The sequence below is a fragment of the Methylobacterium sp. E-025 genome, assembly GCF_022829705.1.
Lineage (GTDB): Bacteria > Pseudomonadota > Alphaproteobacteria > Rhizobiales > Beijerinckiaceae > Methylobacterium.
In genome coordinates this window covers 1-13,430 of the sequence record NZ_JAKSYR010000200.1, presented here as the reverse complement: position 1 = coordinate 13,430, position 13,430 = coordinate 1, and the positions used below count along the sequence as shown (strand labels likewise).

General features: G+C 72.6%; 16 protein-coding genes. 11 read left to right on the top strand and 5 right to left on the bottom strand.

Annotation, left to right across the window (positions count from 1 at the left end; translation table 11 throughout):
- Positions 1-25: 25 nt before the first annotated feature.
- Positions 26-1,009, bottom strand: coding sequence for a YVTN family beta-propeller repeat protein (locus MKK64_RS27565; RefSeq protein WP_243938935.1), 984 nt, complete (start codon positions 1,007-1,009; stop codon positions 26-28).
- Between the two features lie 160 nt (positions 1,010-1,169).
- Positions 1,170-2,420, bottom strand: a complete 1,251-nt coding sequence (locus MKK64_RS27560) for an ABC transporter substrate-binding protein (RefSeq protein WP_243938933.1) — start codon at positions 2,418-2,420, stop codon at positions 1,170-1,172.
- Between the two features lie 145 nt (positions 2,421-2,565).
- Here MKK64_RS27560 and MKK64_RS27555 point away from each other — a divergent pair, with 145 nt between their 5' ends.
- Genes MKK64_RS27555 through MKK64_RS27525 form a run of 7 tightly spaced genes read left to right on the top strand, consistent with a single transcriptional unit; the run spans position 2,566 to position 8,195 of the window.
- Positions 2,566-3,117 carry a DUF3280 domain-containing protein gene (locus MKK64_RS27555; protein WP_243938931.1) on the top strand — a complete coding sequence of 184 codons (552 nt, stop codon included), beginning with the start codon at positions 2,566-2,568 and terminating at the stop codon, positions 3,115-3,117.
- A gap of 50 nt (positions 3,118-3,167) precedes the next feature.
- Positions 3,168-3,893, top strand: coding sequence for a (5-formylfuran-3-yl)methyl phosphate synthase (locus MKK64_RS27550; protein WP_243938929.1), 726 nt, complete (start codon positions 3,168-3,170; stop codon positions 3,891-3,893).
- 2 nt (positions 3,894-3,895) lie between these two features.
- Entirely contained in the window at positions 3,896-4,474 is a 579-nt protein-coding gene (locus MKK64_RS27545) for a uridylate kinase (RefSeq protein WP_243938990.1), read from the top strand.
- On the top strand, positions 4,471-6,036 hold the full coding sequence (locus tag MKK64_RS27540; RefSeq protein ID WP_243938927.1) for a DUF6513 domain-containing protein: 1,566 nt from the start codon (positions 4,471-4,473) through the stop codon (positions 6,034-6,036). The genes MKK64_RS27545 and MKK64_RS27540 overlap by 4 nt, the downstream gene beginning before the upstream one ends.
- 4 nt (positions 6,037-6,040) lie before the next feature.
- Positions 6,041-6,664: a DUF447 domain-containing protein gene (locus tag MKK64_RS27535; protein WP_243938925.1), complete on the top strand. Its 624-nt coding sequence runs from the start codon at positions 6,041-6,043 to the stop codon at positions 6,662-6,664.
- A gap of 17 nt (positions 6,665-6,681) precedes the next feature.
- Complete coding sequence (locus MKK64_RS27530; protein ID WP_243938988.1) at positions 6,682-7,221, top strand: SRPBCC family protein; 540 nt, start codon at positions 6,682-6,684, stop codon at positions 7,219-7,221.
- A 32-nt stretch (positions 7,222-7,253) separates the two neighbouring features.
- On the top strand, positions 7,254-8,195 hold the full coding sequence (locus tag MKK64_RS27525; protein WP_243939016.1) for a YncE family protein: 942 nt from the start codon (positions 7,254-7,256) through the stop codon (positions 8,193-8,195).
- 145 nt (positions 8,196-8,340) lie between these two features.
- On the opposite strand, the gene MKK64_RS27520 is transcribed toward MKK64_RS27525, so the two are convergent.
- Positions 8,341-8,541 carry a hypothetical protein gene (locus tag MKK64_RS27520; protein ID WP_147729338.1) on the bottom strand — a complete coding sequence of 67 codons (201 nt, stop codon included), beginning with the start codon at positions 8,539-8,541 and terminating at the stop codon, positions 8,341-8,343.
- Positions 8,538-9,614, bottom strand: coding sequence for a hydantoinase/oxoprolinase family protein (locus MKK64_RS27515; protein WP_279593405.1), 1,077 nt, complete (start codon positions 9,612-9,614; stop codon positions 8,538-8,540). The genes MKK64_RS27520 and MKK64_RS27515 overlap by 4 nt, the downstream gene beginning before the upstream one ends.
- A gap of 14 nt (positions 9,615-9,628) precedes the next feature.
- Between MKK64_RS27515 and MKK64_RS27510 the strand changes: the two genes are divergently transcribed.
- From MKK64_RS27510 to MKK64_RS27495, 4 genes are all read left to right on the top strand, one after another.
- Positions 9,629-10,348, top strand: a complete 720-nt coding sequence (locus MKK64_RS27510) for a HisA/HisF-related TIM barrel protein (protein WP_243938919.1) — start codon at positions 9,629-9,631, stop codon at positions 10,346-10,348.
- A gap of 73 nt (positions 10,349-10,421) precedes the next feature.
- Positions 10,422-11,024 carry a 3-isopropylmalate dehydratase small subunit gene (gene leuD, locus MKK64_RS27505; RefSeq protein ID WP_147729235.1) on the top strand — a complete coding sequence of 201 codons (603 nt, stop codon included), beginning with the start codon at positions 10,422-10,424 and terminating at the stop codon, positions 11,022-11,024.
- Between the two features lie 108 nt (positions 11,025-11,132).
- Entirely contained in the window at positions 11,133-12,338 is a 1,206-nt protein-coding gene (locus MKK64_RS27500) for a lytic murein transglycosylase (RefSeq protein WP_243938917.1), read from the top strand.
- On the top strand, positions 12,335-12,718 hold the full coding sequence (locus tag MKK64_RS27495) for a RidA family protein (RefSeq protein ID WP_243938915.1): 384 nt from the start codon (positions 12,335-12,337) through the stop codon (positions 12,716-12,718). Before MKK64_RS27500 ends, MKK64_RS27495 begins: the two co-directional genes overlap by 4 nt.
- Before the next feature lie 18 nt (positions 12,719-12,736).
- Here the strand turns inward: MKK64_RS27495 and MKK64_RS27490 are convergent, their stop codons facing one another.
- Positions 12,737-13,039, bottom strand: a complete 303-nt coding sequence (locus MKK64_RS27490) for a hypothetical protein (protein WP_243938913.1) — start codon at positions 13,037-13,039, stop codon at positions 12,737-12,739.
- Positions 13,040-13,430 lie beyond the last annotated feature (391 nt).

Genomic DNA, 13,430 nt, shown 5'->3' with positions numbered 1-13,430 from the left:
TCGCGGCAGTCGTGCTTGCGAAAACTCAGTTCGGCGAGATCGCCACGCCCCAGGGCAGCAGGCCGACCGGGATGCTCTTGACCACCTTCTCGGCCGCCACGTCGACCACCGAGACGTCGTTGGAGGTGCCGTTGGTGGAGAACAGCAGCGACTGGTCCGGCGTGAAGGCGAGCTGCCACACCCGCTGGCCCACCGGCAGGTACTTCTGCACGTCGTAGGTCTTGGCATCGATCACCGCGATGCGGTTGGCGGGCCCGAGGGCGACGAAGGCCTTGGTCCCGTCCTGGGTGATGCGGATGCCCACCGGCTGGATCGCCTCGTCGTTCACGCTCGGGATCTTGAAGGTGATCTTCTTCACCACGCGCCGCGCCGCCACGTCGATCACGCTGACCGTGCCGCCGACCTCGGCCGAGACCCAGAGGAACTTGCCGTCCGCCGTGAACTCGGCGAAGCGCGGACGGGCGTCGACCAGCACGTTGTCGATCACCTGGAAGGTTTTGGTGTCGATGAAGTGGGCCATGTTGGTGGTCTCGGAGGTGTTCACCAGGATCTTGCCGTCCGGCGACAGGCCCATGCCCTCCGGCTCGACGCCGACGGGGACCTCCGCGAGCACCTTGTTCTTCTCGATGTCGATGATCGTGACCTGGCTGTCGTCCTCGTTGGCGACGTAGAGCGGGTTGCCGCTGCGATCGAGGATGAACTGCTCGGGATCGGGGCCGGAGCGCAGCGAGCGCACCACCTTGCCGGTGGCGGTGTCGAGCACGTCGATGCGGTCGTCGTCGCTGGCGCAGACGAAGACTTCCTTGCCGTCCTTGCTCACGGTGATGCCGCGGGGGCGGCGCCCGACCTTCCAGGTCGCCGTCACCGCCATCGTCGCGGTGTCGATCACGCTGACCGAGTTGCCCTTCTCGTTGGAGACGTAGACCGTGTAGGCCTGCGCCGGCACCGACGCCAGGAGCGCCGCGCCGAGCGCGGCGAGCCCCAACCCTGCTCTCACGCAGCGGTCCATTCGCGATCCTCCCCCTGGCCTGGCGGCAAGCTTGGCACTCTGGCGGTGCCGAAATCCCGACGGACGACAGTGTAGTGCGTTTCGTGCCCGCGGCGAGGGCGACGGAACCGCGCTGCGGACTTCACGCGGCGGAACGCCGTCCTCGTGCGTCCCGGCGCGCTCACTGGAACTTGCAGGTCGTCTCGGGCAGGTCGGTCCCGAGGGTGTCGAGCGGCGTGCGCTGGTGCAGGAAGCCCTGCTCGGGCGCCACCGAGACCAGGGCCTTCGGCTGCACCACGATCAGCGGCTGGCGCAGCTGGTGGTCCCAGGGGCGGAAGCTCAGCGACACGCCCTTGTAGGCGGAGAGGGCGAAGGCCGGGTCGCTCAGGTAGGCGGCCAGCACCGCCGGGTCGGCGGTCTTGCGGTCGGTCTCGGCATTGCTGACGACGCGGATCGCGGCCCAGACCTGGTAGTCCAGCGGACGCATCAGCCGGCCGGAGAGGCGGCGGAAGCGGTTCTGCGCCTGGGCGGCGCCCCAGGTCTCCAGCACCGGCGACCAGGTGGTGGCGACGAGCCCCTGCGTGCCGCCGACGGGCCGCGGGTCGACGGTGCGATAGGGGACGTAGTCGCCCCAGTCGGCCTCCTCGTCGGCCACGATCGCCATGTCGTAGTCGAGCCCGCGGGTGAAGACCATCGCCTCGGCGCGGGTCGGCGTGTCGCCGCGCGCTTTGGCCAGGGGCCCGAAGGTCCAGGGCTTCTCAGCCGTGATCTTGAGAGCGAACTTCCTGGCCGAGTTGCGCATCGCGTCGGCATAGAGCTTGTCCGCGTCGGTCGGGCCGACGATCAGGAACAGCTTCCGCCAGCGCATCACGGTGAGGTACTGCGCCAGCGCGTCGGTCTGCATCGCCCGGCTCGGGGCGACGTGGAACACGTTCCTGCGGCAATCGGCACCGCGCAGGCGGTCGTCGGGGGCCGCCGCGTTCAGCACCACGGCGCCCTTGCCGTCGGCGCGTGCCGCCTCCGAGACGGCGAGCACCTCGTCGGCCGGCAGCGCCAGGACGAGGAAGCGGATGCCCTTGCCGAGCAGCGCCTTCGCCGCGTCGACCGCGCTCGGGCCCCCCTCGGTGAGCGCGATCTCGTCGAGGGCGTAGCTCTGCTTGATGAAGCGGCCGGTGGTGTTGTTGTCGGCGATGGCCATCTTCGCGCCGGCCAGGCCCTCGTCCTCGGGCGCGGCCTCCGCGTCGTAGGAGGACGGCGCGGGCTGCGGCCGGTAGATCAGGCCGACATGGGTGGCGGCCGGTTCCGCGGGCGCGGCCGGCGCGGCGGCGGGCTCCTGGGCTGCCGCCGGGCCGGCCAGCGCCAGGGCGAGCAGCGCCGCAGCACCGAGGGAACGTGCAGGATCGTGCAGGATGGCGTGCAGGGAGGCGTGCATGGGGGCGGGACGTAACAGCATTCCGGGCGCGGACTCAAACGTTAAGCGCGCGCCGATCATTGCCAAAATTCCCCGACGCGCGACCTTATGCCGGGATGCGGCCGGCGTTGCGGCCGGCGCCGATGCCTCCGACCGGAGTTCCGTCATGATCCTTCGCGGCACGATCTTTCGCGACGGCGCCTTTCGCGCCTGCCGCCTCGCGGTTCCCCTCGTGCTCGCCGCCTGCCCTCCGGGCGCGGCGGCGGCCGAGCCGTCGAAGGCCGCGGTCTTCCCGGTCGAGCTGTTCGATCCGGGCGTCGTCGGCGGCCGCAAGGCCCGGCCCGACGAGGCGCGCAAGCTCGCGCTGGTCACCGACGAGCTGCGCGGCGCGCTCAAGGACAAGGGCGGCCTGGAGCCCGTCGACACCGCGCCGCAGGCGGCCGAGGTGAGCAAGCAGGGGCCGCTCTACAAGTGCGACGGCTGCGCCGCCCCGATCGCCAAGGCCCTGGGTGCGGATCTCGCCGTGACCGGCTATGTGGAGAAGGGGTCGGGCCAGATCTTCAACCTCAACGTCGTCATCGCCGACGCCGCCACCGGCAAGGTGGTGCGCGGCGGGCAGGTGGTGATCCGGGCCGACACCGACGACACCTGGACGCATGCCATGCGCTGGATCGTCAAGAACCGCCTGCTCGCCGAGCCCCTGCCCGGCAAGTCGTGATGTCGTCCGGCGCCCGCGCCGCCCCCGAGCCATCCCCGTTCAGGTCGCCCGTGTCCGAGTCCGCACCTCCGTTTCCGACAAATCCCCTCCCCCGCCTCCTCGTCAGCGTCCGCGACGCCGCCGAGGCCGAGGCCGCGATCCGCGCCGGGGCCGACCTGATCGACGCCAAGGACCCGGAGAACGGGGCGCTCGGCGCCCTCCCCCCGGAGACCGTCCGCGCCATCGTCGCGCGCACCGCCGGCCGCGCCGCCACGAGCGCGGTCGCCGGCGAGCCGGCGGCGGCGGAGCGGCAGGCCGCGATCCGCGCCATGGCGGAGACCGGGGTCGGCTGGGTCAAGGTCGCGGTCCGCCCCGACTGGCTCGCCGATCCCGCCTCCCTTCGCGCGGCCGGCGCGGCCGCGCCCGGCCGACTCGTCGCCGTGCTGTTCGCCGAGGACGACCCCGCGCCGGACTGCGCGCCGCGGCTCGCGGCGGCGGGCTTCATCGGCGCGATGATTGACACGGCGGTCAAGGACGGGCGCCGCCTGCCCGGCCTGATCGACGGGGCGCGCCTGGCCGCCTTCACCGCCGCGGCCCGTGCCGCCGGGCTGCTGTCGGGGCTCGCCGGATCGCTGCGCGTCGGCGACATCCCCGGGCTCGCCGCCCACCGCCCGGACTATCTCGGCTTCCGCGGCGGCCTCTGCCGCGACGGCGACCGCCGCAACGCCCTCGACGCGCAGCGGATCGCCGAGGCCGTGCGGGCGCTCCGCCGGCCGCCCGCGCGAGACGCGGCGTGAGCGTGCACACCGTCGTCAAGGTCGGCGGCAGCCTCTGCGCCGACCCGGCACGCCTGCAAGCGCTGCTCGCCGCGCTCGCCGACGGCGCCTTCGGCCCGTGCCTCGTCGTGCCGGGCGGCGGCGCCTTCGCCGACGCGGTGCGGCTCGACCAGGCGCGTCTCGGCTTCGACGACGCGGAGGCGCATCGCCGCGCGCTCGATGCGATGAGCCGGATGGCGGGGTGTTTCCACGCCATCGAGCCGCGCCTCCTTCCCTTCCCCCTCCCCCGCAAGGGGGGAAGGGAGAGCGCCGTATCGGCTATCTGGGACCCCATCGCCCTCCGCGCCGGCCATCCGGACATCCCGGAATCCTGGGACGTGACCTCCGACAGCCTCGCGCTCTGGGCGGCGACGCGGATCGAGGCCGCCCGCTGCATCCTGGTGAAGTCCGCCGACGCCCCGGCGGGCGCCGACGCGTGCGACCTCGCCCGGATCGGCCTCGTGGATGCCGCGTTCCCGGCCTTCGCCGGCCGCTACCGCGGCGCGGTCTCGATCCTCGGCCCCGCCGGCGCGCGGCCGGTCCACGCGCGGGCCGCCGCATGAGCGCCGCGCCCGAGCACCTGGTCTTCGTCACCGGCAAGCTCGCCCGCGCGCGGCTGGAGAAGGTCGCGAGCGCCCTGCCCCCGGAGCGGTTCGCCTGGAGCATCGCCGATTCCGGGGTGAAGGTCGCCGCGCTGATGACCGAGGAGATCATCAAGCGCCGCGTCACCCTGCCCGAGGGCGCCACCCGCATCATCCTGCCCGGGCGCTGCCGGGCGAACCCGGAGGCCTTGGCCGCGCATTTCGGCCTGCCGGTCGAGCGCGGCCCCGACGAGATCGTCGACCTGCCGGCCCATCTCGGGCTCGCCGGCCGCAAGGTCGACCTGTCGCGCCACGACCTGCGCATCTTCTCCGAGATCGTCGACGCCTCGAAGATGACGGCCGCCGAGGTGGTGGCCAAGGGCCTGGACCTGGCGCGCCGGGGCGCCGACGTGATCGACCTCGGCGGCCTGCCGGACACCGATTTCCCGCATCTCGAGGATTGCGTGCGCGGGCTGAAGGCGCAGGGCCTCAAGGTCAGCGTCGATTCCTTCTCGATCGACGAGCTGCGCCGGGGGGCGGCCGCCGGGGCCGACTTCCTGCTCAGCCTCAACGAGGAGACGCTGGACCTCGCCTTCGAGACGGATGCGGTGCCGATCCTGGTGCCGATGCGGCCCGACGACCTGCCCTCCCTCGACCGCGCGATCGCGCGGATGGTGGAGGCGGGGCGCCCGTTCATCGCCGACCCGATCCTCGAGCCGATCCATTTCGGCTTCGTCGACTCGATCGCGCGCTACCGCGCCACCCGCGCGCGCTGGCCCGACATCGCGATAATGATGGGCACCGGCAACCTCACGGAGCTGACGGAGGCCGACAGCCTTGGGATCACCGCGCTCCTCGTCGGGATGTGCTCGGAGCTGTCGATCGGCAATGTCCTGATCGTGCAGGTCTCGAACCACACCCGCCGCACGGTCGAGGAACACGATGCCGCGAGGCGGGTGATGTTCGCGGCCAAGGCCGACGCCGCGCTGCCGAAGGGCTACGGCCGGGCACTTCTGGCACTTCACGACAAGCGTCCCTTCGTGCAAACGCCCGACGAGATCGCGGCCCTGGCGGCGCAGGTCCGCGACCCGAACTACCGGATCGCGGTCGCCGAGGACGGGATCCACCTCTACAACCGCGACGTCCACAAGGTCGGCACCGACGCGATGGCCTTCTTCACCGACCTCGACGTCGCCAGCGACGGCGCCCACGCGTTCTACCTCGGGGGCGAGCTGACCAAGGCCGAGACCGCGTGGCGCTTAGGCAAGCGCTACGTGCAGGACGAGCCGCTCGACTGGGCCTGCGCCGCCGACGCCGAGGTCGAGGACACCACCGCCTTCAAGAAGGCCGGCCATACCAAGCATTCCGGCCCGGACGCGCCGCAGGGCGCGCGCGACGCGCAGGTTCCGGCCGAGGCCGGCGCCTCGGCGCCCCGCACCATCGCGCCGGACGCGGCCGCGGCCGAGGCGTCGGTGTCGGAAACGCCCCGGGCGCCCGCGCAAAAGCTCGTCTGCGGCAAGCTCGTGCCGGCCGGGGAGGCCTGAGCCGGTGCCGCTGATCCTCGAGACGATCGTCACGACGCTCTCGCGAGAGGGCGCCCTGCACCTCGTGCCCTTCGGCCTGATCGCGGAGGGCGACGACTACGTGCTGGCGCCGTTCCGGCCCTCGCCGACGATCCTCAACCTCGAGGCCAACCCCTGCTTCTGCGCCTCGAGCCCGCGCGACGTGCGGGTTATCGCCGGCGCGGTCACCGGGCGCCGGGACTGGCCGACGGTGGCGTGCGACCGCATCCCGGGCCGGCGCCTCGCCGACAGCTTCGGCCACGCCGAGTTCGAGGTCGCGGCGGTCGAGGCCGACCCGACCCGACCGCGCTACCGCGGGCGCCAGGTCCACGCGGCGGCGCACGCCACGTTCATCGGCTACAACCGGGCGCAGGCCGCGGTGCTGGAGGCGGCGATCCTCTCGACGCGGCTCCACATGCTGACGCCCGACAAGGTCATGGCCGAGATGCGCTATCTCGCCATCGCGATATCCAAGACGGCCGGCCCGCGCGAGCGGGAGGCCTGGGACTGGATCGAGGACAAGGTCGCCGCCCATCTCGGGACGGACGGCCGCATCCTCGCCGACACCGCCGCCGCACGAGACGGCGGATCAGGAGAGACACCCCCATGAGGATCGAGCTGCCCATGATGAGAAGACTGGCACTCACGAGCGCCGTGGTGATCGCCGCGGTGGCGGCGACCACGGCCCAGGCCCACGGCCCGACCCGCAAGAAGGTCGAGGAGACCGTCGAGATCAACGCCAGCCCGGACAAGGTCTGGAAGGTGATCGGCAACTTCCAGGACATGAGCTGGCTGCCGCTGGTCGAGAAGACCGAGGGCAAGGAGGGCAACACCCCCGACAAGGCCACCCGCGTCCTCACGCTCAAGGGCGGCGCCACCGTCGAGGAGAGCCTGTACAAGTACTCCGCCGAGAAGATGAGCTACTCGTACCGGATCACCAAGGTCGACGTGAAGACCCTGCCGGTGAACGATTACTCGTCCACGCTCAAGGTCGAGGCGGACGGCGACGGCAAGTCGAAGGTGTCGTGGGACGGCGCGTTCTACCGCGGCTACATGAACAACGATCCGCCGCCCGAGCTAAACGACGAGGCCTCGCAGAAGGCCGTGCGCGGCCTCTACCGCACCGGTCTCGACGCGCTGAAGGCGCAGGTCGAGAAGGGCTCTTGAGCCGTTCGATCACACCGCGACGCGGAGGCCGGCTGCGCGCCGGCCTCTCGCTCGCCCTCGCCCTGTGGCTCGTGCCGCTTGCCGCGCGCGCCGCCGAGGCGGTGGTCACGGTGCAGGGCGACAACGCCGTCGACGTGATCGACCTCGAGGCCGGCACGATCCTGCAGCGCATCCCGGTCGCCGGCTCGCCCGCCGGCATCGCGCTCTCCCCCGATCGCAGGACCGCCTACGTGACCTGCCCCGACGCGCCGGGCATCGCCGTCGTCGACCTGACCGCGCGCAAGGTCGCGCAGGTGCTGGCCCTTCCGGGCGGTCCGCTCGGCATCGCGGTGAACCCGAGGAGCGGCGCCGTCTACGTCGCCGACTGGTACGCCAAGCGGGTGTTCGTGCTGGTGCCGGGTGAGGCGGGCCTCAGGCTCGACGGCGAGATCGCGGTCGGGGCCTCGCCGTCGGGCATCGCGGTGACGCCGGACGGCGCGACGCTGCTGGTGGCCAACCGCGAGGCGGACACGGTCTCGGTGGTCGACGCCGCGACCCGCCGCGAGACCGGGACGATCGCCGTCGGCCATCATCCCTTCGGCATCACCCTCGATGCGCAAGCCAAGCGCGCCTACACCGCCAACGTCACCGGCGACGACGTGTCGGTGATCGACCTCGCCGCGGCGCGCGAGGTCGGCCGGGTGAAGACCGGCCAGCGCCCCTACGTGATCGCCCTGACGGGGGAGCGCGGCTTCGTCACCGACCAGTATTCCGGCACCGTCACGGTGTTCGATCCTGCCACCCTCGCCCCCGTGACCCGGATCGAAGTCGGCGACCACCCCGAGGGCATCGCCGCCACCGCCGACGGGCGCTCGGTGATCGTCGCCAACTGGGGCTCGAACACGCTCTCGGTCATCGACGCGCGGACGCTGACGGTGACCCGCGAGATCAAGACCGACGACAGCCCGCGGGCGTTCGGGGATTTTCTGCGCTGACGTCGCGCCGGGCGGAAGCCTGACGTGGCGCGGGTCCCTTCTCCCAGGGGGAGGAGGACAGGATGAGGGGCGTGAGTTTTCCGGAGCGGTCACGCCCCTCACCCCAACCCTCTCCCCGTGGATGAGGGCGTGGTCCTGCGGTCGATCACGCCGCCTCGGGCGGCTCGCCGTCCTCCGGGCCCTCCGGCGCGTGCAGCATGTCCTCCAGCTCGTCGATCAGCCGGTCGATCTGGTCGGGCGTCGCCAGCACCTTGACGGTCTCGCCGTCCTCGGTGGCGAGCGCGAGCTCGATATGCGGGCCGACCCGGGCGGTGAGGACGCGGGCGAGGATCTTCAGGGCGCTCATCGGTCTTCCTTCGAAACCAGCGTGTCGGCGGAGAGCAGCGCGACGGCGAGCGCCGGGCCGCAGGTGGAGGCCCAGTCTGGCCGGCCGGCGATGCGATCCGCCAGCACCTCGGTGAAGGGCAGGCAGCGCCGGCCGAGGCGCCGGGCGAGGGCGTCGGCCAGGAAGGCGCCCGCGCCGCAGGCGATCACGGGGGCCGCGGCCGGGATGTCGGGGCGCGAGAGCAGGGTGGCGGCCGCGTCGTGGAGCAGGCGCAGCTGCGCCTCGGCGAAGTGGCCGGCAAGCGTCCGCCAGTCCTCGTCCGTCCCCTCCCCGCGGTCGCGGCCGATCATCCGGGCGAGCCGCGTCTCGCTTTCGGGCACCGACTTGCCCTTGCCGTCGCCGCTCGCCTGCTGGTCGGCGCCCTCGGGAAGGTCGCCGGTGATGCGGTGGACGTCGGCCGCGTGCGCGAAGGTCTCGGACATCAGCCGGGTGCGGCGGCCCCGGAACGGCGCATGGTCGGAAAGCGCCAGCAGCGGCGTGCGCACGACGCCGGTATAGACGAGCTCCCCCGTCTTCAGCCGCTCGGCGTCGCTGTAGCCGGCGGCGGCGGCGCGGCCTCCGACGATCGGGATCAGGTCGGCGGTGGTCGAGCCGACGTCGACGAGCAGCGCGTCGGGCACGTGCCGCCCGAGCAGGGCCGCGGTGGCGTGCCAGTTCGCCGAGGCGATCTCCGCGGCGTTCGGCTCCGCATCCCGCGGCGCGACGAAGCCGGCGCGCCCGGCATAGATCGCGACCTCGCCGGCCAGGTGCGTCGCCGCCCAACCCGCGAGCTGCGCGACGCCGTCCGTCCGGTCGGCGAAGCAGTCGGTGAGCTCGCCGGTCATCGTCACGGCGTGCGCCGCCTCCCCCCGCGCCCAGTTGGGCAGCCCGGCGAAGGTGGCGTCGAGGGCGGGCAGCCCGCGCCAGAGCGGGCACGGCGCCTGCACCACCGCGCGGACGATGCCGCCCTCGACCAGCGCCGCCTTGACGTGCACCCCGCCGAGATCCCATCCGATCGTCCTGGCAGGGCGGGGAAGCGGATGCGCGGCGGGCAAGGGCGATCTCACTGATGGGCGACGCAGAGGGCGAGGGCGCGACGACGCCGTTCGCGGTGATTCCGGTGATCGACCTGCGCCACGGGCGGGTGGTGCGGGCACGCGCCGGCGAGCGACAGAGCTATGCCCCGATCGAGACCCCGTTGGCAAAGGGCTCGGCGCCGGCCGACATCGCCCGCGGCCTCCTCGCCGCGGTCCCGGCGCGGACGCTCTACGTCGCCGACCTCGACGCGATCGTCGATCGTGCCCCGCCCGACCTCGGGGCGCTGGCGGCGATCGCGCGGGCCTGCCCCGGCATCGGCCTCTGGGTCGATGCGGGCTTCGCCGAGGCGGCGACGGTCGAGGCCTTCCTCGCCGCCGGGCTCGGCCGCCCCGTGATCGGCAGCGAGAGCCAGGCCGACGAGGGCCTCGTCGTCCGCCTCGGCGACCGGGCCGTGCTCTCGCTCGACAGCCGCGGCGCGAGCCGGCTCGGGCCGCCCGGCCTGCATGCGGATGCCCGCCACTGGCCGCCGGAGGTGATCGTGATGACGCTCGCCCGCATCGGCGTCGGATCGGGGCCGGACCTCGCCGGGCTGGAAGCCGCCGCGCGCCTGGCGCCCGGCCGCCGGATCTACGCCGCCGGCGGCGTGCGTGGCCCGGACGACCTCGCCGCGCTCCGTCGCGCCGGGGTCGCGGGCGCCCTGGTCGCGTCGGCGATCCATGACGGCGCCCTCCGCGCCGGGGACCTGCCCTGAACCTTCCGGCCGTGGCACGCCGCTGCTAGGGTGCCGGCAGGCACCGAGCGAAACGCGACAGACGGCAAGACCAATGGAAAAATTCACCACCCTGGAGGGCGTCGCGGCGCCCATGCGGATCATCAACGTCGACACCGACCGGATCATCCCGAAGCAGTACCTCAAGACGATCAAGCGCACCGGCCTCGGCAAGGGGCTGTTCGCCGAGATGCGCTACCGGGACGACGGCTCGGAGAACCCGGACTTCGTGCTCAACCAGCCGGCCTACCGCAACGCCAGGATCCTGGTGGCGGGCGACAATTTCGGCTGCGGCTCGTCGCGCGAGCACGCGCCCTGGGCGCTGACCGATTTCGGCATCCGCTGCGTGATCTCGACGAGCTTCGCCGACATCTTCTTTAACAACTGCGCCAAGAACGGCATCCTGGCGATCGTGGTCTCTCCGGAAGACCTCGAGAAGCTGTTCGAGGATGCCGAGCGCGGCGCCAACGCCACCCTCTCGGTCGACCTCGAAGCGCAGACCATCCGGGGCCCGGACGGCGGCACGCTACACTTCGACATCGATCCCGGCCGCAAGGAGAGCCTGCTCAACGGCCTCGACGAGATCGGCCTGACCCTCAAGCGCGCCCCGAAGATCGACGCCTACGAGGACAAGCTGGCCGCGCGCGGCTGGGCGTGAGCGCGGCCGGACCGCGGGGGAGCGTCCGCACCGCGATCCGGCCTTAAGCCTGCGTTAACCGTTCCCTCATCAGGCTCCGGCGCCCCGGACACCATGCGAGCGACGACGATGCGGCGAGACTCCTGGCAGCGATCCTCCCGCAGGCCGATCCTGCCGTGGCTCGCCCTCGCCTGCCTCACGGCGACCGGCGCGCGGGCCGACTTCCAGTCCTGCCTCGCCGGCCTGCAGCAGCAGGCGGCGGCGCAGGGCGTGTCGGCGCAGGCGTTCCGCAGCGCCACCGACGGGATCAGCTTCGACGACAAGGTGATCGAGCTCTCCCAGGCGCAGCCCGAGTTCAAGACGCCGATCTGGGACTACATGGCGGCCCTGGTCGACGACGAGCGCGTCGACGACGGCAAGGCGGCGATGCGCCAGTACGGGCAGGCCCTGGCGCAGGCCGAGGCCCGCTACGGCGTCGACCGCTTCACCATCGCCGCGGTCTGGGGCGTGGAATCGAACTTCGGCAAGAACCTCGGCAAGATGCCGCTGGTGCAGTCGCTGGCGACGCTGGCCTGCTCCGGCAACCGCCGCCGCGACTTCTTCCGCGGCGAGCTGATGGCGACGCTGAAGATCATCGACCGCGGCGACATCGAGCCCGGGCGCCTCACCGGCTCCTGGGCCGGCGCCTTCGGCCAGACCCAGTTCATGCCGACGACCTACCAGCGCCTCGCCGTCGACCTCGACGGCGACGGCCGCCGCGACGTGGTCGACTCGGTGCCCGACGCCGTCGGCTCGACCGCGAACTTCCTGCACGTCGCGAAGTGGTCGAACGGCCAGGGCTGGGGCTACGAGGTCAAGCTGCCGACCGGCTTCAACGCCGGTGCCGCGGGGCGGAAGAACAAGAAGCCGGTCGGCCACTGGGCCGCGCTCGGCGTCAAGCGCATCGACGGGCGCCCGCTCTCGGCCGAGGGTCCCGTCGGCATCATGATCCCGGCCGGGATCGAGGGGCCCGCCTTCCTCGTCACCAGGAACTTCGACGCGATCTACTCCTACAACGCCGCCGAATCCTACGGGCTCGCCATCGCCGTGCTCTCCGACCGCCTGCGCGGCCGGCCCGGCATCCAGGCGGAGTGGCCGACCGACGACCCGCCGCTGTCGCGGGCCGAGCGCCGCGACCTCCAGGCCCGGCTGACGGCGCGCGGCTACGACGTCGGCGAGCCGGACGGCAAGGTCGGCGCCAAGACCCGCGACGCGATCAAGGAGATCGAGCGCAGCCTCGGCATGCCGCAGACCGGCCGTCCGGGCGCGAAGGTGCTGGAAGCGTTGCACCGGTGAGCCGGCGCCTGATCGGCTCGGGCTCGCCGTTCGAGGCCGCCTACGGCTATTCGCGCGCGGTCGTGACGGGCAGCTTCGTGTTCGTCGCCGGCACCACCGGCTACGATTACGCGACGATGACGATGCCGGAGGAGGCCGCGGCGCAGGCCGAGGCGTGCTGGCGCACGATCGCATCGGTGCTCGCCGAGGCCGGATCCGGCCTGGAGCGCATCGTGCGGGCGACCTACTACGTCACCGATCGGGCGGATGCCGAGGCGGTGCTCGCGGTCTGCGGCCGCGTGCTGGCCCAGGTCCGGCCGGCCGCGACGCTCCTCGTCGTCGCCGGCCTGCTGCGCCCCGAGATGAAGCTCGAGATCGAGGTCACGGCGACCTTAGGGTGAGACGGTTGCGCCGCCCGATCAGTAGGGCGTCCCGTAATACGGCCGGCGGACCGGGCGGTAGCGGTCCTGGACGGGACGGCCATAGCCGTCGCCGTACGCCCCGAGATAGGGATCGAGCCGCGGATCGCGGTAGTTGCCGTTGTTGACGCCGGCCGAGCGGTCGTTGCCGTTCAGTGCCGCGTAGGGCGAGAGGCCGCTGCCGCTGTCGCTGCCACCGCCTCCACCGCCGCCGCGCGAGAGCACGGCGCCGGTCGAGCCGATGATGAGGCCTGCCGCCAGCACGGCCCGAACCATCTTCCGCGTCGTCGTCTTGACTGCCATCGTCGCCTCCCGATCTCGCTGCGTGCCGGATCCAGGCGAAAAACCGGTCGCGGCGACGCGAGGTTCCCGAAGGCCGGGGGCGGCGAAAGCGCCGACCTTCTCTCCGCCACCGGTCGTCGACGCGGCAGGGCCCGTCGCCCGGGATTCGAGCAGACCCCGATTACCCCCGGCGGCGACGGCGGGACGAGATGGCGTCGGGGCGAGCCGATGGCTCAGCCCGGCCACCGGAGCCTGCGCCGGACGACGCCTAGTGCCGGTAGCGTTCGGCGAGGGCCATGAGGGCTCCGGCGAGCTCGGTGAGGTTGGCCGAGGCCGCCTCGACCTCGCGGGTGCCGGCGGCGGTCTGCTGGCTCGCCTGGCGGATGTTCTGCAGGGCGCCCATCACCTGCTC